Below are 18,837 nucleotides of genomic sequence, written 5' to 3'. Positions count from 1 at the left end.
TAGTGGTGTATTCCCTACTAGGTCTAAAAAACTGTTTTTAATTTCGCTCATATTTTTATTTCTCCTTATTCCTATAGATTTACTATGTTTTATAGGATATACCTACTTACTTTAAGTGTCAACAAATATGATAAATAAAAAAAAGACCAACAAATGTTGGTCCTGAATTATTAAGCATTTAAAGCTTTTTTAGCTGTTTCAACGATAGCTGTGAAACCTTCTGGATCGCAGATTGCGATTTCAGATAACATTTTTCTGTTGATTTCAACGTTAGCTAATTTTAAACCGTGCATTAATTTAGAATATGAGATATCATTCATTCTAGCTGCAGCGTTAATACGTGCAATCCATAATTTTCTCATATTTCTTTTTAAGTTTCTTCTATCTCTATAAGCATATGCCATTGAGTGCATTACTTGTTCATGAGCAGTTTTATATAATTTATGTTTAGCTCCAAAATATCCTTTGGCTAATTTAATAACTTTTTTTCTTCTATGTCTAGTTGTATATCCACCTTTAACTCTTGCCATTGTGTATTCCTCCTGTATTTATTTTTAACTAAAATTATTTAGGTAATCTTGATTTAATTCTCTTGTAATCTGAAGCACTTACAACTGTAGCTTTTGCTAAGTGTTTCTTTTGTTTATGAGTTTTATTGTGTGATAAGTGTGAAATGTAAGCATGGCTACGTTTTAATTTTCCACTACCTGTTCTTTTTAAACGTTTTTTTAATCCGCTATGTGTTTTAATTTTTGGCATAATTGTTTCCTCCATTAATTATTTTTTCTTTTTTGGTGCTAATATAGCTGTTAAAGTACGTCCTTCTAATTTTGCTGGTTTTTCAATTTGACCAACTTCTGCACATTCTTCAACAAAGTCATCAATAACTTTTTTACCCAAATCAACGTGTGCAAGTTGTCTACCTCTAAATCTGATTGCAACTTTAACTTTGTTTCCTTCTTCTAACCATTTTAATGTTCTTTTTAATTTAACATTTTTATCATGAGTATCAATAGTTACTGATAATTGAGTTTCCTTTAAAGTTACCACTTTAGAGTTTTTCTTCATTTCTCTTGCTTTCTTTTGTTGTTCAAAACGATATTTACCAAAGTCCATAATACGACAAACTGGTGGTTTTGCATTAGGTGCAACACAAACTAAGTCTAAATTTGCATCATAAGCAATATCCAACGCTTCTCTACTACTTTTTACTCCTAATTGATCACCGTTTTGATCAATAACCAACACTTCCTTAAAACGAACTCTTTCGTTTACTAAATCATCAGGTTGTTTTGGTTTTCTGTTATCAAATCTGCTAATAAAAGCCACCTCCAATTATTATAGTTGAAATAAAAAGTGAGCACACTGAGTACCCACCATTGACATTAAGATTAAATCTTAGTGACATTTGCCTATCGACAAAATCAATCAGGCGAGAAGTAGGCACTTCTTCTTTCCACTACTTTTTATTACACGTAGATATTACCATCATATGCCACTCATGTCAATAAAATTATTGATTATTTCAAGATTTTTTATTTTGGATTTAATACTGTTTCTAATTGATATTCATTATTAACTTTATTAACTATAATTGCACTGGCATTTTGTGGAAAATCAAGTTTTTGATTTTTTAATAATATTTTAATAAATGCATATAAAGAACACCCATGACCTACCATTAAAATCGTATCATCATCTTGAAATTTCTTTTCTATATCATTTAATAATTCAAAATGTCTTTGAATTACATCTTCAACATTTTCACCTTCATATCCAGTATAATCCATTTGTAAATCATCTAACCAATTAGAAGATTCTAATTGAAGTTTATCTACAAATAAACAAGGTAATCCTTCTAAAAGACCAAAATTCACTTCTTTTAAACGATTATCTTCATTTAATAAAACAGAATGATTTTTTAAAATTATTTGTGCTGTATATTTTGCTCGTAATATTGGAGAAGTATAAGCAGCATCTATTTTATAATCCTTTAACTGTTCTGCCATATTTTCTATTTCTTTTATTCCTTGCTTTGTAAGAGGTGAATCACACCATCCTTGTTTAAGCTGTATTTCATTAAAATGTGTCTTTCCATGTCTAACAAATATGTATTTCATAAATATCTCCTTTAAAAAGCAGGTCAATCGACCTGCTATGATTTTAAGATTGGTTTTAATGCTTTGTAGATAGCTAGTGAAATAATTGCCCCTAGAATAGCTTCTAAAATACCATTTGTAGAAACAACTCCTAATAATACCGTTACTAAAGTAGAGTATTGCACTCCTACCGCACTCGCATATGCTTCACCAAAGAATATGTATATTCCTGATAAAACAAGCACTGTGTTTGTAATAGCTCCTGTTAAAGCACCTACAACAACACCTAAGTTTTCACGATTATTCTTTTTCATGATTTCAAAAACGAATCCAGCTAAATAGCCAAGTAAAATTCTAGGAACAAAAGCAATCAAAAGACTTTTGTAATTTCCTGACATTGTGCCTATTGTCACAAATGGGGAAAAACAAAAAGATGTAATGCCTGGTTGAATCGTTGCTTTGATTAAACTTGTTAATCCAAAAACAAAGCCCAACTCAGCTCCTGCTTTTTTTCCTAATACGATTCCTGCAATAATGACAGGAATGTGCATTGTTGTGGCATTTAATGGTCCAATTGGAATATATCCAAGGGGTGTCACAACAAGAATGATTTCAATTGCTAAAAATAAAGCCATTGAAGTCATGTACTGTGTCTTTTTCGACTTCATATAATCCTCCTACTGTCGCTCATAAAAGATGCAACGTTTTTATGGTATTCGCTATTTCAAATGTCTTAATAAGAGTCTTATAGATCTCTTTTAATATCAAAATATACGAACGAGAAAATTATATGCTTTTTCGATTATTTTTTCAAATCTTGATAAGCTAATAAACCATATCCACTCTTAGCTTTTTTAATCGCTCTTTGAATACATTTAGAAATGACTTCAACAGCTAAAATACCAACAGCATCAACCATTCCATCAACTTCATTTGTACTTAATACAAAAATTGTATCACCATCGCTCATTGTATGAACTGGATCAATACTTTTAGCGTAACCATTATGACTAATTCCAGCAATCTTTGTACATTGTGCTTTAGTCAGTTTGACATTCGTTACAATACATCCAATGGTTGTATTACCATCCGGTAATTTTCTAAGTTGATCCATTTGATCTAAAATAATTTGACTAGCCGAAACACATTTTTTATCAATATTAACACCTGCCAATATTTCTTGCGTTTTATAATCAATGACATTTCCACAGGCATTTACAGCAACGATCCCTGCTACTTGAACATTTCCAACTTGTACACCATATGTTCCAATGCCACCTTTCATGGCATGTTCAAATCCTAAAAGTTTACCAACACTAGCACCACAACCAGCGCCATAGTTTCCTTCTTTAATCAAATCATTTTCACTATCTTGACAAGCCTTATACCCCATTTCTTTATCTGGCCTTATATGAGGATTTCCCACCGATAAATCAAATAATGAAGCACCACATACAATTGGTACTCTTGCTACAGACATATCAAAACCAACACCATGTTCTTCAAGATATTGCATGGCACCACTAGCTGCGTCTAAACCAAAAGCACTCCCACCACTTAACATAACAGCATGAATTTGTTGAACCATATTAATTGGATTTAATAAATCTGTTTCTCTTGTAGCAGGACCTCCACCACGAACATCTACACCGGCTGTCGCTCCATTTTCTACAATAACAACACTACATCCTGTAGCTGCTTCTTGATTTTCATATTGTCCTACTTTTACACCTTTAATATCCGTTAATTTTATTTCTTTCATCATCTTTTTCCTCTTTTTTATCATTATACTAAAAAAGGAGAAAAAAGCTTTAAACTTTTTTCTACCAACTCATTTGTAATATTTCATCACTATGATCTTTTAATTGTTTTAATCCTTTGTATTCTTTTGTTATTTGATGATCCTTTATATAAAGTAATGTAGCTGATTTAACTTTTTGATTTTCAATAACTACTTCTTTATCCTTTATTTTCACAAAATAAACATTACTTACTGCCTTATTAAGACGAGCTATCCCATTTTTAGAATCCATGCTTTCTTGATCATCCATTGAATAAAAATAAACCCAATATTGATTAAATTCCTTTACTTTTAAAACTTCACTTGTTTTTAAATGATTATAACTTTTATAAGGATTTCTTTTTTGCATATTATAAAAAACAGTTCCTAGACACACAATTAAAACAACACCAATCATTATTACCTTTTTCTTCATCTTCTTTTCCTCCTTATCTATACTTTAATCCTATTCTTTTAAATAAATAGCAAAGAGGCACCAACAACCATCAACCTGTCCCCAACAACAAAATCCAAATAAAAAAACTATGTTATAATACACGTACAGGAGGAAGTTATGAAAGTTACTGTTGGAAAAATAAAGAAAAGAAAAATCATCTTATTAAACTTTGTTATTTTACTTTTTGTTGTTTGGTGGTTAGGTGTTTTCTTTATCATGTATAAACATTTTTATGAAAGAATAATGTTTTTTTGTGTTCTTATTATTATATTATTATTGATTTATAGTTTCGTACTACCAGGAATAGTTTTCGCTAATACCATGTGGGAAGTCGATCAAAAATATTTAAGATACATTTATTTTGATAAAAATTTAGATAAAGCAAGGTATCTTTATTCTTTTCTTTTTAAAAATAAATATCCTAGATATCAAATCAATTTAAAACTTTCACAAATTGATTTTGTACAAATCTCTTATTATCATTATTCTTTTTATCCATCAAAATATTTAGTAAATGGTTCTGGAAATAAAATTGTGTTTAAATTTAATATGTTGGATGGTTCTCAATATATTATTGAAAATTTAGTAAGTTCTGATAAGGAAACTTTTAGTAAAGGCATTGAACTCATGAAAAAAAATGGTGTACGTTTTGTTGATTCTTATCATTTATTAGATATCATACGTTCAAATAAAAATCTTGATCAATATATTGTAGCTATTGAAAAGGAGAAAAAACATGATTAGAATTTCTCTTATTTCAAAGCATTACCAACAAATAGAACCACTTATTCAACAATTCTTTGATGATTTACAAATAGAATACATACTTACAAATTATACACATCAAACAGTTCAAGATATTTATTTTGTAGAAATAGAAAAAAAGAATGATTTAAATATTTTAAATCATCTTAAAAAATTAAATAGTACTCTGATCTATATTATTGGACCTAAAAATTTTGATCTTGTAAGTATTTGTTTACAAATGCAAACACATCTTTATTTCATTAATAATGAATTAGAAAAACAATTTATTCATTATCACGATTTTATTCAAAAACAAATTCAAAAAAACTTTCAATATTATCTTTATCAAAGAAATGGAATTACTTCAAAAATAAGATTATCACAAATCTATTATATCGAATCACTTAGACATCAAATTATTATTCATTCTATTAATGGAGAAATGATTGAAAGAAAAACATTAAGTCAATTTAATAAAGAAATACAATCTCTTGATTTTATTCAAATTCATAAATCATACATTATTAACAAAAGATTTATTCAAGAAATAAAAAATCAAGAAGTTATTTTAAAAGAACAAACACATCTTCCTATTGGAAGAAGCTATAAAGAAAGTTTAAAGGAACAAAATTAATGTTCCTTTTTTTATAAAATAAAAACCCTCACTTACTAGTGAAGGACTACTACTTACAACCCAATCACTTTTATCCCGCATACTGGTCAGCGGTATACTTATTTCCCGTCCAATTTTATTAAGAAAAATAGTTATTGTAAACAATATTATTTAACACTACCCATTCTTATAAATCAAATAATTATCTTTCTTTTTAAATCCAAGATGTAAATACATGTTCATTCCCTCTTTTGAACTATTCAAACAAATCATTCCAACATCTTTTTGATAATTTTCAATAAGATATTCTACCATATATCTACCAATCCCTAAATGTCGATAATTTTCATCTACCCAAACATTCGTTATTTGTCCAACTTTTCCTTTGGGATTTTCATTACTTGGAAGTATATCATAATAGTAAATTGTAGCTGTTGAAATAATTTGATTTAAATGATAGCCCACTAATGTATGACATTCATCTTTTAACATTTTTTCTTTATAAAAAACTCTTATGTTTTCTATTGTAGAATGTGTTATTTTTTGATTAGAAAACATTTTTAAATCTTTTATTCTTAACTCTACTAATAATTCTAAATCATCTACACCTAGTACTTTATATTCTATTTCTTTCATATGCTTTTTCCTTTGTTTTATTATAACAAAATCTTTTACCTATTTTTAACAATTTCCTTAGTTTTTATTGATAGAAATATCATTCTTCTTTCTATATATTTTAAAAAGAATAGAGGATAGATAAATGAAATTAAACGAAAAGAAAATCAATGATTTTTTTAAAATAATTAATGAAAAGAAAATAAAAAGTGTTTTTCAACCTATTGTTTCCTTAAAAACAGGAGAGATAGTATCTTTTGAAGCCTTAAGCCGTATTACTTTAGAATCATGTACTCTTAATATTGAAGAATTATTTAAGATAGCTAAAACAATTGAACAATCATGGAAGTTAGATCAACTTTGTCGTAAATGTGCTATTAAGGCAAGTCAACAAATGCCATCAGGCAAAAAGTTATTTATTAATGTAGATGCTAATATTTTATTAGATTCAGATTTTGTTCAGGGGTTTACAAAAGAATATTTAAAAAAATATCATTTAGATTCTAATAATATTGTCTTTGAATTATCGGAAACAACATCTATTGAAGATAAGCACTTATTTAAACAAGCCGTTAGACATTATCGTAGTCAAGGTTTTGAAATTGCTATTGATGATGTTGGTTCAGGTTATTCTAATTTAAATAGAATCAATCATACACAACCTGAATATATCAAACTAGATAAAGAACTTATTCAAGATATTCATTTAAATAAAGATAAGCGTACGATGGTAGAAGTCATGGTCAACTATTGTAAAGCTACGCATTATAAATTAATTGTTGAAGGTATTGAAACAAAGGAAGAACTTGAATGTTTAATTCAATTAGGTGTTGAATATGGTCAAGGTTATTATTTAAAGAAACCTGTTGATAATTTTGATGATCTTTTACCTGATATCAAAGAAACTATCAAAAAATTATACAACAAATATAAGAAAACATTAGATATTCCTACAATAGATTCTCTTTGTCATTTCCCTTGTACATTAAAAACTTATCAAAATATAAATAATGCTTATCAAATTTTTGAAGAAAATAATACCACTCAAAGAATTTATGTTATCAATGATGAAGGACATTATTTAGGTTATTTAAAAAGAGAAAATATGCTTTGTAATTTAGATGCAGCTGAATCAAATCTTTTTAAAGACTCTCTAATTGTTCCTTCCCATTTACCTATTAAAAATGTTTGTCAACTTTATCTTGAAAATGAAAGTTCACATTTTTATGAAGATATTATTGTTTTAAAGAACCAATGTTTTTATGGTATTGTCACTATTAAAGATTTATTAAAATATTTGATAAAATAGATAATACGCACTTTTCCTCTATTAAGTACAACTTAATAAAGGGTTGTACTATGTTCTATAAATGTTATAATAATAGAAATATTTTAATAAAAGGAGATTATATTATGTCAATTAAATTAATTAAAGCGTCATATGAATATCAAGATTTAATTGTTGATATGTTGAAGGAGTGGATTGATTATAATAATAATCATCCTGAAGCTAATACTTCTCCAGCTTCTATTTTTAAAAATGATTATCATAATTTTGATTATTATATTAATAATCTTGATTTAAAAAATCCAAAACCTGGTTTGGTAGAAGATTCAACATTTTTCGCCTTAGATGTAGAAAGAAATAAAATGGTTGGAGCCATCAATATTCGTCATAAACTTAATGATTATTTATTAAATTACGGTGGCCATATTGGTGATGGAGTAAGACCAAGTGAAAGAAAAAAAGGTTATGCAACTAAAATCATCGGTTTAGCTTTAAAAGAATGTCAAAATTTAAATATTGATAAAGTACTTCTTGTTTGTGATAAGGATAATATTGGTTCTGCAAAATCAATTAAAAACAATGGTGCTATTTTAGAAAATGAAATTGTTAAAGACGGAAAAACAATTCAAAGATATTGGATAGAAATTAAATAAGGGTTCAGCTAAACCCTTTTTTTGTTATAATATCCTATATTTGTCCATAAAGAAATCATTACGTAATAATGATTTCTTCATAACCCCAGGCAACCCAACCAAGACAAGGTTTAATATTCATTTTCGAAACCTTAAAACTTCTTACTTCATACCTCTTTTCATTTGCTCACTTGATAAAGTTTTCAGAGGATATTCATTGATCATTTACTAGTAAACTTCCTTGTAATACAACAATTTTCATTGTCCTTCCACCTTTCATATGAAAGGTGGTATTGCAAAGCAATACCACAACTATTTGATTTTTATTTTTTAGTCTTCTATTTTATTAATACAAGCAAGTGCATTTAAGCTACGAGGATATCCCATATATGGAACACATTGTAAAACAACATTTGTAAGGAAAGCTTTATCATTTCCTAAATTTAAGTTTCCTTGAATATGGGCCATAACTTGTGGTTCACATCCACCTTGACCATATAAGAAACAAAAAGTAATCATTTCTCTTTGTTTTAAATCTAGACCTGTTCTTGTATAGTAATCACCAAAACAGTTAGAAGCTAACCATTTATTGACTGTTGCTTTTTTCCAAGCTTCATTCATATGTTCACCAAAAATATCTACTTGTGCTTGGATTCCTTTTTCTAATCTATTTTCAATTGTCGTTGTTGTTTGTGATTCTAATGGAAGTTCGATTCCTTTTTTATTAAATACTTCATTTGTAACTTTTAAGAATTCGAGCATTCTTCCATATCCTAAATAGTCAGTTGCTTGATAAACCATTTCTTTTACTTGCACAGGCGACAAAACATCTAAAGCTTTTTCAAGAACTTCTTCATAAGCACAAATTCCTTGATTTCCCATTAAAACGGATAAAATAGCTAAATAACGCGTTGGTTCATCTAATTTATTTCCTTCATCATTTTTAACTTCTTCTAAAAAATAATCAAATCTTTCTTTGTATTCTTTATCTGTTGCATATAAATTCATCTTTCTTCTCTCCTTTTATTTAATTTCATTTACCCATTCTTTTACATCACTTGTAGCCTTTTGATGCTGACTTTGAAACATACAATCCTTTTACCATTGGAGCACTTGGTTCAAGTGCTTGAATTGTTTTTTCAGTATCTGACAATCCACTTTCACCACTTGTACAAAATAGTGTAATTGTTTTGTTAGATAAATCATAATCTTCAAAGAATGTATAAAGAATCATAGGCATCTCTCCCCACCAGTTTGGATATCCTACGTAAATGGTTTCGTATTCATCAATATTTTTAATTTTATTTTTAATCTTTGGTCTTGCTTTTTCTTGTTGTTCCTTTTTCACATCATCAACAACCGTATCATAATCATCACTATAAGCAACTTCAGGAACAATCTCAAAGATGTCTGAATTGGTTTGTTTTTGTATTTCCTTGGCAATATTTTGGGTACTTCCAAACCAAGAGAAATAAATAACTAATGATTTTGAATTAACTTCTTTTAAATCTGTTTGTGTTTTGTTTCCTTTTTAGCAATTGCTTTTTTATTACTACAAGCACTACAGGTAAAAACTAAAATTAAAGGTTGCATCAATGTACAAATCTTTTTCATCCCTTATTTTCCCAATCCATCTCATATCTTAAATAATCAATTCTTGATAATTGTTTTTCTTTTAGATGAACTTCATCTAAGATTCCTTTTCTTTTTTTATTTAAAAGCTTTAAACATTCTCTTTCATTTTTTTCCAAAGAAAGTTTCATATATTTTTTTATTTCTTCAACTGTAAAATCTAAACCATATAACATCATAATCAAGCTTAATCTTTCAAAGTCTGTTTCATCATATTGCCAAGATCCCATTACTTTTTTAACTTCTTGACACAATCCCCAAATTTCATATTATTTAAGGATATGAATTGGAATATTATATTTTTTACTTGCTTCTTCAATTGTCATAAGTATTATTCTTTCTTTACAACTTCATTATAATTCACTTTATTTTAAATATCTAATACTTATAATTTATTAATAACGATACCTTTTAGGTATTAAAATAGATATATTTCTATCATCTCTTAAAGTATTCTCTTGCACATTTGATAAAAACAGTTGTTGCTGGTAAAAAGAATTGTTCCTTTTTCCAAGCAAGTGGCATTTGTTAATGAAGTGATGATTTTAAAGCTAAAACATAAATCTTTATAACCATAACTTATCTTGATACCTAAAACAACACTCACTTTACTTTGTACAAAGAGGGGTTCTACCACGAGAAACATTTCCTGCATCTTTGCATGATATATTGAAAGATAACAAAATCATCTATATAAATTCTAATCGCAAAAGGTTCTTTATGTTTATCATGTTGTTCGCAATTAAACATCAAAGTTTAAAACAATCATCATAATTAAAATCTTTAACTTCACTGTATCTCATGATTTCTACTTCTTAATCAACAACATATTCTTCACCAGGTGCTAAAATAACAACTCTCTCAGGATTAACGACATTGGCTAAAATATCTTGTGGATTTCCATTAAAAGCACTTGCTTCAGGTGCATCAACACTTCCCCAATGAATTAAAACAAGTTTTGTATTTGGATAAGTATTGGCCAGTTTATAAGCATTTTCTAAACCAATGTGCACAGGATTATCCGCAAAGTCAAAGAACATTACATCTGGTGGGTCCATATGTAATTGACAATTCAGCAATTTAGAATCTCCCACATACCAAATCTTTTTTGTTGGTGTTTTTACATAGAAACCACAATATTCACGATCTTCCCATATACGATAATTATATTTTGCGACTTGGTTTTGCCAAGCATGATCAGCAGGTGTAAGTTCAACATCAATATCATTAATTTGAAGATGATCGCCAATATCATGTCCAATTCCATCCAAACCACATTCTTCTTTCATTAAAGAAGCAACATAATAAGAAGAATGATATTCTTTACAAACATCTTTTAAATCTCTACACGTTGGTCTTGAATAATGATCATTATCTACATGAGATACTAAAATAGCATCCACATGTGGTACATCTTTTACATCAATTGGCATATCAATCAATAAGGGCATATCAAAGCCTTCTAAAAGAGGATCAATCATAATCACTGTTCCATGATCATTGATCATGGCTCCTCCGCCACCTAACCAATAAACACGGGTGTTTCCTTGATCTTCAAAATCTTTTTTTGTCATTGTGACTGTTTTTGGTGCAACTGCTTGTCCTTTTTCATTCTTTAACATCGGTATTTCATCCTTTCTTTTATCTAATTTTATTATATTAAATGAAATATTAACAACAATGCATAATCCTCTTTATCTATCCACATATTGACAATTTATCTTATTTGTCTATTTATATAAAAAACACCTATTAAAAGCTTCTTTAATAGGTAACTTATGATTAAAATTTAATAATTTGTGGTTCGTGAGTAAATGATGAAAAAATAGCTGTAGCATTTTCAAAATAGAAAACTTCCGTATTTCCATCATCTGCTTTATACATCTTTTGTAAACTTGGATAAGCATCTAACATAGATTGTCTTGCTTCATTACGATCATCTTCGATTAATTTTCCACTTACTCGTAACCATTCTCCATTTTTAAAAGCACAAATTTCTGCTTTAGGATTTTGATGAAGTTGTTTCGAAACATCTTTGACTTTTCCAGTTTGAATATAAAGTTTTCCTTCAAAAACATGTGCTGTTCCAAAGGGTCTTACTCTTGGTTGATCACCTTCTACTGTTGCTAAATAATAAGTTTCTACATCTTTTAAAAATTTTAATACTTTATCCATAATGATCCTCCTTTATTTATTTTATTTTATCACTGCATAAAGAAAAGGACAAAAAATTTGTCCTTACCATTTTTCTCCTGGATATTGCATTTTCCATTCTTTACGAAGTTGACTCATAATATCCATGACATCCTTTGTATACTCTAAATTTAAATGTGAAGCATCTTGATTTCTAACAGCTTCTTCCATATCACACATTTCATAATAAAGTGCATTTTCAGTATTTCCTTTTTCAATAACTGTTTGTTTTCCTGTTACAGCATCCACAATCGTTGCTTTTTGTCCACGAGGAAATTCATAAACTTCAATATACCCTTTTTCTAATGAAATCATAATTCTTTTAGGTTGTTTTGAATGCATTGATAAAGCAATCGTTGCCATTTGTTGATCTTCATTTTTAAGTAAAATCGTTGCTTGTTCATCAGATCCTGTAGGTGCAAACCTCACTTGACTTACTATTTCATTTGGCTGTTTAGACATAAAGCTACGTACTGCAGAAAGAGCATAAACCCCAATATCTAATAAAGCTCCACCAGCAAGATTCATATTAAAGAAACGATTATTCATATCATATTCTTTAAAACTTCCAAAGTTTACTGTCATGATTTGCATTTTACCAAGTTCACCGCTTTGCACGATTTTCCATAATTCTTTATAGATTGGCATATGCCAAATGGTCATGGCTTCTGCAAGAATTAAATTTTTCTCTTTAGCAAGTGCCATCATTTCATCTAATTCACGACTATTTAACGTAATTGATTTTTCTACGAATAAATGCTTTCCATGTTCTAACGCCTTTTTCATAAATTGATAATGCGTATTATGTGATGTTGCCAAATAAATAATATCAACATTTTCATCATCAAACACATCATCAATTTCATCATAGACTTTTTTAACACCATACTTCTTTGCAAAATCAATAGCCTTTGTTTGTGTTCTATTGGCAACTCCATAAAGTGTTTTATCCGTCTTTTGTAAAGCTTGTGCCATTTCATTAGCAATCACACCTGTTCCTATGACTACCCAGTTCAATTCTTTTTCCATACAAATCCCCCTTGTGACTTTATTTTATCATATTTGTGTATAAATAAAATTAACAAATATCATATTATTTCATGTTCTCATTATAGAACAAAAAAGATTGTAGATACTGTCCTACAATCTTTTTTTGCATCAAATCTTAATGAATATCATATCCTCTTTTATATGTACAAAAAAATTATTCTTAATCCAAATAAAAATAAAAATATTCCTAAAATCATATAAGAAGTAACATATTCTTCATCTTCATAAACAATATGCAATCTTTCATCATAATAAAAGAAGTCAATATCTCCTACTTTTTTTTATAATCATGTCCTTTGGTTTTATATTTTACATTCGTTCCTTGATGAATAGATTGATAACAATATATATACGTAATTTCATGAACACTAACAGGTGATTTATATACGGATGTTAATTCCATAGGAATCATTTTAAAATTATCTTTGAAAATAAAATAGTTTAACCCCTTCAATATATTAAATGCACCCTTTATAGTAAATAAAAAACCTATTATCATATTCAACCTCATCTATTGTAATTAATTGAACTATTTAAACAATCATCTACATTACACATTTCTTTCTATCAACTTTTATTTATTATTTTCACTTCTATTGCCAAATTTCAATTAATAAAAAAGCCTTGAAAATCAAGACTTTTTAATCATATTGGCGTCCTCGAGGTGATTCGAACACCCGATCTATCGCTTAGGAGGCGATTGCATTATCCAGCTATGCTACGAGGACAAAACCTCTATTATCCTAACAAATATTTATTTAAAATACAATCTATGTATCTAATTCTTTCATTTTATTACGAAAGTCAATGATATCATTAAAAAGCATACGAATGACACAAATCATTGGTACTCCTAGGAACATTCCAATAAAGCCAAAGAAATGTCCAAAGACGGTAATAGAAAGTAAAACCCAAAACGGTGAAATACCAACAACATCTCCTAAAATCTTTGGTCCTAAGAATAAACCATCAAATTGTTGTAAAGCAAAGACAAAAACTAAGACCGCTAAAGCATGGAATAAATCTCCTGTCATCAAGGCTACAAGAACAGCAGGAAACCCACCGATAAATGGTCCAAAATAAGGAATCATATTCGTAATCAAAATAAAGACAGCAAGAATTGGGAAGAATTTTACTTTTAAAATAGCGAGTCCAATAAATGCGATAATTCCAATAATTAATGAATCTAAGAATTTTCCATAAATAAATTGTCCAAAGATTTGATGTGATCTAACTGCATAATCATGAATAAGTTCTATTTTTTCTTTTGACATAAAAAGTGAACATAAACGATCAAAGATACTTACTAATTTTTTTGCTTCAATTAAAACATAAGGTGTAAATATTAAACCTAAAACAGCAGTAATAATCGTACTACCTGCTTTAAAGATTGTTCCAAGTGTTGCAATAGGATCTATAGCTTCAATTGAATTAACATATTTAACAACCATTTCATCTATCTTAATGATAACTTCACTGGCAAGATTACTTCCTAAATAGGCTTCTAGAGTCTTTTCAAAATTTTTAATATAAAGTGTTAAGTTATCAGCGATATTTACAATGTAATTGACAAGTGCAGGAATGATTGCAATCATTAAAACAACAATAATTAAAACAAAGACAACAAAAACAAGAATAGAAGAAATTGTATGACTATATTTAATAAGCTTTTTATTTTGAAAAGAGTCTAAAAACATTTCAAATTTATAAACCAATGGTTGTAAAAAATAAGCAAGTATTGCTCCTACAATCAAAGGAATAAAAGCTGATAAAATATTGGAAAATAATGAAATATCAAATGTTTTATAAATAAAAATAATAACACACGCACACAAAATAATTCCTACATAATTCTTTACTGTCCTCATTTTAAACCACCTCAAACTTTTTTCCATTATATCACACTCTCTATATTTTTACGATGCTTATTCCAACTTCTTAATAATCTTCTTATATAATAAATACTCATTTTTTCATAAATTTCTTGAGTCTTTAAATCTACTAAACAATAATCTTGTTCATATTTTATAATGGTCAAACCATAATGATATAAACCACTAATGATATCAATATCCAATAAAAAACCTCCTTTACACATTCTATGTATAAAGTGAGGTATTATAATAAATAAATAATAAATAGCTTAAAGACAACAAAAAGCCACCTATAACATCAGAAAAATAATGTACACCTAAATAGATACGACTTAATCCTATTAAAAAAATCATCATCATTAAAAATATTTCTATTACTTTTTTATATTTTAGAGAGCTTTTTTGAACTTCAAGAACTAATAATCCATAACCAATCATTGCTGACATACTATGACCACTTGGGAAACTATAGTTTGTTTCTTTAACTAAATGATATATTTGAGGTGGTCTTGGTCTTTTAACCAAAGCTTTAATTATACGATTCATTCCTTGAATAATTAACAAGTGAATTCCTACCCAAATATCTTTTTTATTTTTTAGAATCACTAAAGTTAAAACAAGAATTACATAAAACCAAGTACTTCCAAGGGTTGAACAAAGTTTAAAAAAGGATGTCATAAAATCACATTTTAAATTTTGAACCAAATGATAAATGAACCAATCTATTGATTGAATGACTTGATATTTAATCAAAAAGTAATCAATGATAAATAAACAAAGAGGAATCATAAATAAAAATTTCTTTTTCATCTTATTCTTCTATTTCTAATTGATAAACTTTTTCAAAGACTTTAATAAGCATACCATAAAGCTTTTCATTACTACTACTAATTAAAAAACCATAAACACGCTTTGTGAGTGCTTTATATAATTTAGGATCATTAAATCCTAAATGTACATTTAAAAGTTCAATTTGTTCCTTTTGATTTGATTTTAATAACAAATAAACAGTAATAACATATACCTTAGATAAATATTCAATAACATAACTTCTTTGTCTTCGGCTCTTTAAAGAATAAACATCATATAAATCCCATAAGCTTTTCATTAAATCAACATAACTATTTGATTTAGAAATATGAATTTTTCGACGTGTTCCATAACAATGGAAAGGAACATTTAAATAATACATTGATTTAATATAAGGAATTGTTCCATAAACTGTTAATTCATTATAAAAAATATTTTCTTCATCTGTATTTATCTTTTTTAAAGTACTTGTTTTAATAATGACTGAACCTAAATCAATTTGAAAATGTTTATGAAACGCTTTAATATTATGCCATTCAAAAATTGTTTCCATTGGAAAAACATTTTTATAAGAGACACGTTTTTCTTTTTCTTGGGGAATAACATATTTATAATCAGTAACAAGCAAATCTAAATTAGCTTGAATTCGAATAAAGTCACGAATCGTTTCAATAACACTTACGAGTGAAGGTTGATCTAAATAATCAAAGCATTGAAGTATTTTGAAATAAAGGCCCTCACTATGTTCTAGAGCTATTTTTAAAAAAGGAACATCTTCTTTAGTTGTAATAACTTTAACGGTATCTGGATAAGCTTCTTCATATTCTCTAGCAACTTGTAAAGTTTCATCATGTGAATGACGATCAACAATTAAAACTTCTACCTCATCTTTCATTAAAAGACATGAGTTAATTGCTTTATGCATTTCCATAATTGAGTTATAACAAGGTATACATACTGTTAATAATTTCATAATTTAATCCTCCAAAAATATTTTATCATAATTCATCTATTAGTACACGTATTATTGCATTTACCTTGATTTTATGCTATTTTATTAAGGTATCTAAAGGAGGAAATTATATGCATTTTGTTATTAATGTATTTGTTGCTGGAGTATGTTTTATCTCTATTATTTTATTTAAAGAGATTCTTAATAAAATTGTGAAAGTCTTATTAAGTGTTATTGGATGTGGTACATTATCTTATGCACTTGCTATTCTTGTTAAAAAATGTGGAGAATGGTTTGGATGTTGGTCTGGTGATGCTCAATATATCAAAAGCGATTTCTTATGGATTTTTGCTATTGTTCTAGTTGTTTATATTATTATTAATATTATTGCTAAAAAAAATAAAGCTTAATTTTCAAGCTTTATTTTTTTATACCCACTGCTTTTTTAGCCAACCCATCAGCAACTTCGTTATAATAATCCCCACTGTGTGCTAAAACCTTTTGAAAATAAATATCTATCTTCTTTTTCATATCATTGATTGTTTTAACATAATTTTGAGTTTGTTCCTTATTTGCTTTCCATAAACCTGTCGCCCATTTTTCAATACCTTCGTAATCATAATAAATGCAAATAGACTCATAATGATGATCAATTGCATAAGCAATAGCATTCATACACCCAAGAATTTCTCCTGAAACATTACGCATTGAAGAATACTCAGGAATATTCCCTTTACCTAATAATTGTTGAATAACTTGTTGCCCTTCAATTAAAACACAACCATAGCCATATTCTTTGGTTTTAATATTATAACTACCATCAACATAAGCAAGTAAAGTTAAATCATCACTCACTTTTCTTTCTTCTTTTTTTATAAATGCTTTTGCCTCTTCTTCATTTGTAAAAGATTTATAAACAGCTCCTGAATAACCATTGACTTGTTCTTTACATTCATCCCAAGTATGATAAATTCCTGGTTTTTTTCCTTCTTTTACTGCATAAAATTTTGCCATAATAAACTCCTTTGCTTATTCTATTTTATTATAATCATTGAAACAATGATTGTATATCTTTTTTAATTGTTTTAAAATGTATATAGGATATTTAAGTGAGGTAGTAACATGAAACGTTGTCTTATTATTATTAATCCATCATCTGGAAAACATATTATTCAAAATAAACTAGATCGTATTATTGGTCAATTAACATTACAAAACATTGTAGAACATTTTGAAATATTTTATACAGAAAAAAAAGATGATGCCTATTATAAAACAAGAGATTGTGATGAGAATCAATATGATTTTATCATGTCTGTTGGTGGTGATGGTACTTTAAATGAGGTTATTTCAGGAATGGTAGATAGTCATAAAAAAATACCATTATGCATATTAGCGGCAGGAACCGTTAATGATTTTGCTAATTATTTAAATATTCCAAATTCAGTAAATGGTATTGTAGAAATGATTAAAAACTTTAATGTTATTTCGAGTGATGTAGGAAAAATTAATAATCAATATTTCATTAATGTTGCTGCTGCAGGAATGTTTTCAGATATTTCTTTTGTGGTATCAAAAGAAGAAAAGAAAAAGTTTGGTCCATTAGCTTATTATTTTAAAGGCATGACCCAACTTCCTCAACAGTTATCTACAAATCTACATCTTAATGTAACGGTTGATGATGAAAGTTTTGAAGAAGATGCTTATATGTTTGCAATTACAAACACTAATCGTGTTGGTGGTTTCGATGGCATTATTCCTTTTGCAGATATTAATGATGGAAAACTCGATCTTGTTATTGTAAAAAGATGTTCTGTTACGGATTTAATTGCTTTGATTAAAGATTATCGTTTTGGTAAACATGATAAAAGTCCTTTTATTCACTATGTTCAAGGACAACATATTCACATTACTTGTGATCAAGATCTTACAATGGATATAGATGGTGAAGAAGGCACACATCTTCCAATTGACGTACATACTTTACAAAAATCAATTCAATTATTAGTTCCTTTAAAATAATTAATTATATAAAAAAGGGTTTCACTATTATATTTGATAACAGTTGAAATCTTTTTTAGTTCTAGTTAATAAT

The 18,837-nt window shown here is 27.8% G+C and carries 26 protein-coding genes, 1 tRNA gene and 1 other annotated feature; of the genes, 6 read left to right on the top strand and 21 right to left on the bottom strand.

Annotation, left to right across the window (positions count from 1 at the left end):
• Nucleotides 1-170 precede the first annotated feature (170 nt).
• From rplT to HUU89_RS08115, 7 genes are all read right to left on the bottom strand, one after another.
• On the bottom strand, nucleotides 171-530 hold the full coding sequence (gene rplT, locus HUU89_RS08145; RefSeq protein ID WP_022002087.1) for a 50S ribosomal protein L20: 360 nt from the start codon (nucleotides 528-530) through the stop codon (nucleotides 171-173).
• Between the two features lie 34 nt (nucleotides 531-564).
• On the bottom strand, nucleotides 565-759 hold the full coding sequence (rpmI, locus tag HUU89_RS08140; protein WP_022002088.1) for a 50S ribosomal protein L35: 195 nt from the start codon (nucleotides 757-759) through the stop codon (nucleotides 565-567).
• A gap of 18 nt (nucleotides 760-777) precedes the next feature.
• Complete coding sequence (infC, locus tag HUU89_RS08135; RefSeq protein ID WP_032089875.1) at nucleotides 778-1,335, bottom strand: translation initiation factor IF-3; 558 nt, start codon at nucleotides 1,333-1,335, stop codon at nucleotides 778-780.
• 7 nt (nucleotides 1,336-1,342) lie between these two features.
• Nucleotides 1,343-1,461 (bottom strand) — a sequence feature (ribosomal protein L20 leader region).
• Nucleotides 1,462-1,535: 74 nt separating this feature from the next.
• Complete coding sequence (locus tag HUU89_RS08130; protein WP_175301495.1) at nucleotides 1,536-2,120, bottom strand: histidine phosphatase family protein; 585 nt, start codon at nucleotides 2,118-2,120, stop codon at nucleotides 1,536-1,538.
• Between the two features lie 35 nt (nucleotides 2,121-2,155).
• Nucleotides 2,156-2,767 (bottom strand): ECF transporter S component, encoded by a 612-nt coding sequence (locus HUU89_RS08125; protein ID WP_175301494.1) that lies wholly within the window; start codon nucleotides 2,765-2,767, stop codon nucleotides 2,156-2,158.
• Between the two features lie 134 nt (nucleotides 2,768-2,901).
• The gene (locus tag HUU89_RS08120; RefSeq protein ID WP_032089956.1) at nucleotides 2,902-3,861 is read right to left on the bottom strand and encodes a P1 family peptidase; all 960 of its coding nucleotides are present in this window, start codon (nucleotides 3,859-3,861) and stop codon (nucleotides 2,902-2,904) included.
• A 61-nt stretch (nucleotides 3,862-3,922) separates the two neighbouring features.
• Nucleotides 3,923-4,315, bottom strand: coding sequence for a hypothetical protein (locus HUU89_RS08115; protein ID WP_119363934.1), 393 nt, complete (start codon nucleotides 4,313-4,315; stop codon nucleotides 3,923-3,925).
• 138 nt (nucleotides 4,316-4,453) lie between these two features.
• On the opposite strand from HUU89_RS08115, the gene HUU89_RS08110 reads away from it, so the two are divergent.
• Both HUU89_RS08110 and HUU89_RS08105 read left to right on the top strand, forming a co-directional pair.
• Complete coding sequence (locus tag HUU89_RS08110) at nucleotides 4,454-5,080, top strand: hypothetical protein (RefSeq protein ID WP_175301493.1); 627 nt, start codon at nucleotides 4,454-4,456, stop codon at nucleotides 5,078-5,080.
• Nucleotides 5,073-5,717 carry a LytR/AlgR family response regulator transcription factor gene (locus HUU89_RS08105; protein ID WP_175301492.1) on the top strand — a complete coding sequence of 215 codons (645 nt, stop codon included), beginning with the start codon at nucleotides 5,073-5,075 and terminating at the stop codon, nucleotides 5,715-5,717. Before HUU89_RS08110 ends, HUU89_RS08105 begins: the two co-directional genes overlap by 8 nt.
• 156 nt (nucleotides 5,718-5,873) lie before the next feature.
• Here HUU89_RS08105 and HUU89_RS08100 read toward each other — a convergent pair whose 3' ends face one another.
• Complete coding sequence (locus tag HUU89_RS08100; protein WP_175301491.1) at nucleotides 5,874-6,332, bottom strand: GNAT family N-acetyltransferase; 459 nt, start codon at nucleotides 6,330-6,332, stop codon at nucleotides 5,874-5,876.
• 124 nt (nucleotides 6,333-6,456) lie between these two features.
• On the opposite strand from HUU89_RS08100, the gene HUU89_RS08095 reads away from it, so the two are divergent.
• Entirely contained in the window at nucleotides 6,457-7,620 is a 1,164-nt protein-coding gene (locus tag HUU89_RS08095; RefSeq protein WP_175301490.1) for an EAL domain-containing protein, read from the top strand.
• 104 nt (nucleotides 7,621-7,724) lie between these two features.
• The gene (locus HUU89_RS08090; RefSeq protein WP_117850732.1) at nucleotides 7,725-8,252 is read left to right on the top strand and encodes a GNAT family N-acetyltransferase; all 528 of its coding nucleotides are present in this window, start codon (nucleotides 7,725-7,727) and stop codon (nucleotides 8,250-8,252) included.
• 309 nt (nucleotides 8,253-8,561) lie between these two features.
• Here the strand turns inward: HUU89_RS08090 and HUU89_RS08085 are convergent, their stop codons facing one another.
• From HUU89_RS08085 to HUU89_RS08030, 12 genes are all read right to left on the bottom strand, one after another.
• Nucleotides 8,562-9,239 (bottom strand): carboxymuconolactone decarboxylase family protein, encoded by a 678-nt coding sequence (locus HUU89_RS08085; RefSeq protein WP_175301489.1) that lies wholly within the window; start codon nucleotides 9,237-9,239, stop codon nucleotides 8,562-8,564.
• A gap of 46 nt (nucleotides 9,240-9,285) precedes the next feature.
• Nucleotides 9,286-9,708 (bottom strand): flavodoxin, encoded by a 423-nt coding sequence (locus tag HUU89_RS08080; RefSeq protein WP_317992334.1) that lies wholly within the window; start codon nucleotides 9,706-9,708, stop codon nucleotides 9,286-9,288.
• A gap of 133 nt (nucleotides 9,709-9,841) precedes the next feature.
• Nucleotides 9,842-10,126: a MerR family transcriptional regulator gene (locus tag HUU89_RS08075; protein WP_317992333.1), complete on the bottom strand. Its 285-nt coding sequence runs from the start codon at nucleotides 10,124-10,126 to the stop codon at nucleotides 9,842-9,844.
• Nucleotides 10,127-10,308: 182 nt separating this feature from the next.
• The gene (locus tag HUU89_RS08070; RefSeq protein WP_175301488.1) at nucleotides 10,309-10,509 is read right to left on the bottom strand and encodes a hypothetical protein; all 201 of its coding nucleotides are present in this window, start codon (nucleotides 10,507-10,509) and stop codon (nucleotides 10,309-10,311) included.
• A gap of 169 nt (nucleotides 10,510-10,678) precedes the next feature.
• On the bottom strand, nucleotides 10,679-11,485 hold the full coding sequence (locus tag HUU89_RS08065; protein ID WP_175301487.1) for an MBL fold metallo-hydrolase: 807 nt from the start codon (nucleotides 11,483-11,485) through the stop codon (nucleotides 10,679-10,681).
• Nucleotides 11,486-11,645: 160 nt separating this feature from the next.
• Nucleotides 11,646-12,038, bottom strand: a complete 393-nt coding sequence (locus HUU89_RS08060; protein WP_119363946.1) for a pyridoxamine 5'-phosphate oxidase family protein — start codon at nucleotides 12,036-12,038, stop codon at nucleotides 11,646-11,648.
• Nucleotides 12,039-12,101: 63 nt separating this feature from the next.
• Complete coding sequence (locus tag HUU89_RS08055) at nucleotides 12,102-13,085, bottom strand: Gfo/Idh/MocA family protein (protein WP_175301486.1); 984 nt, start codon at nucleotides 13,083-13,085, stop codon at nucleotides 12,102-12,104.
• Nucleotides 13,086-13,757: 672 nt separating this feature from the next.
• Nucleotides 13,758-13,834, bottom strand: a tRNA-Arg gene (locus tag HUU89_RS08050).
• Between the two features lie 42 nt (nucleotides 13,835-13,876).
• A complete protein-coding gene (locus HUU89_RS08045) occupies nucleotides 13,877-14,974 on the bottom strand; it encodes an AI-2E family transporter (RefSeq protein WP_175301485.1) in 1,098 nt (365 codons plus the stop codon).
• A gap of 26 nt (nucleotides 14,975-15,000) precedes the next feature.
• Nucleotides 15,001-15,183, bottom strand: a complete 183-nt coding sequence (locus HUU89_RS08040) for a hypothetical protein (RefSeq protein ID WP_254697731.1) — start codon at nucleotides 15,181-15,183, stop codon at nucleotides 15,001-15,003.
• Nucleotides 15,184-15,205: 22 nt separating this feature from the next.
• A complete protein-coding gene (locus tag HUU89_RS08035; RefSeq protein WP_032089815.1) occupies nucleotides 15,206-15,790 on the bottom strand; it encodes a phosphatase PAP2 family protein in 585 nt (194 codons plus the stop codon).
• A gap of 1 nt (nucleotide 15,791) precedes the next feature.
• Complete coding sequence (locus tag HUU89_RS08030; protein WP_158561440.1) at nucleotides 15,792-16,763, bottom strand: glycosyltransferase family 2 protein; 972 nt, start codon at nucleotides 16,761-16,763, stop codon at nucleotides 15,792-15,794.
• 110 nt (nucleotides 16,764-16,873) lie between these two features.
• Here HUU89_RS08030 and HUU89_RS08025 point away from each other — a divergent pair, with 110 nt between their 5' ends.
• Nucleotides 16,874-17,152, top strand: a complete 279-nt coding sequence (locus HUU89_RS08025) for a hypothetical protein (protein ID WP_175301484.1) — start codon at nucleotides 16,874-16,876, stop codon at nucleotides 17,150-17,152.
• Nucleotides 17,153-17,162: 10 nt separating this feature from the next.
• On the opposite strand, the gene HUU89_RS08020 is transcribed toward HUU89_RS08025, so the two are convergent.
• Nucleotides 17,163-17,756 (bottom strand): viroplasmin family protein, encoded by a 594-nt coding sequence (locus tag HUU89_RS08020; RefSeq protein ID WP_032089812.1) that lies wholly within the window; start codon nucleotides 17,754-17,756, stop codon nucleotides 17,163-17,165.
• 108 nt (nucleotides 17,757-17,864) lie between these two features.
• Here HUU89_RS08020 and HUU89_RS08015 point away from each other — a divergent pair, with 108 nt between their 5' ends.
• Nucleotides 17,865-18,764: a diacylglycerol/lipid kinase family protein gene (locus HUU89_RS08015; RefSeq protein WP_175301483.1), complete on the top strand. Its 900-nt coding sequence runs from the start codon at nucleotides 17,865-17,867 to the stop codon at nucleotides 18,762-18,764.
• The last annotated feature ends 73 nt before the right edge of the window (nucleotides 18,765-18,837 follow it).

The organism is Faecalibacillus sp. H12 (genome assembly GCF_013361255.1).
Lineage (GTDB): Bacteria > Bacillota_I > Bacilli_A > Erysipelotrichales > Coprobacillaceae > Faecalibacillus > Faecalibacillus intestinalis.
This window is presented reverse-complemented; position numbering and strand designations above follow the sequence as displayed.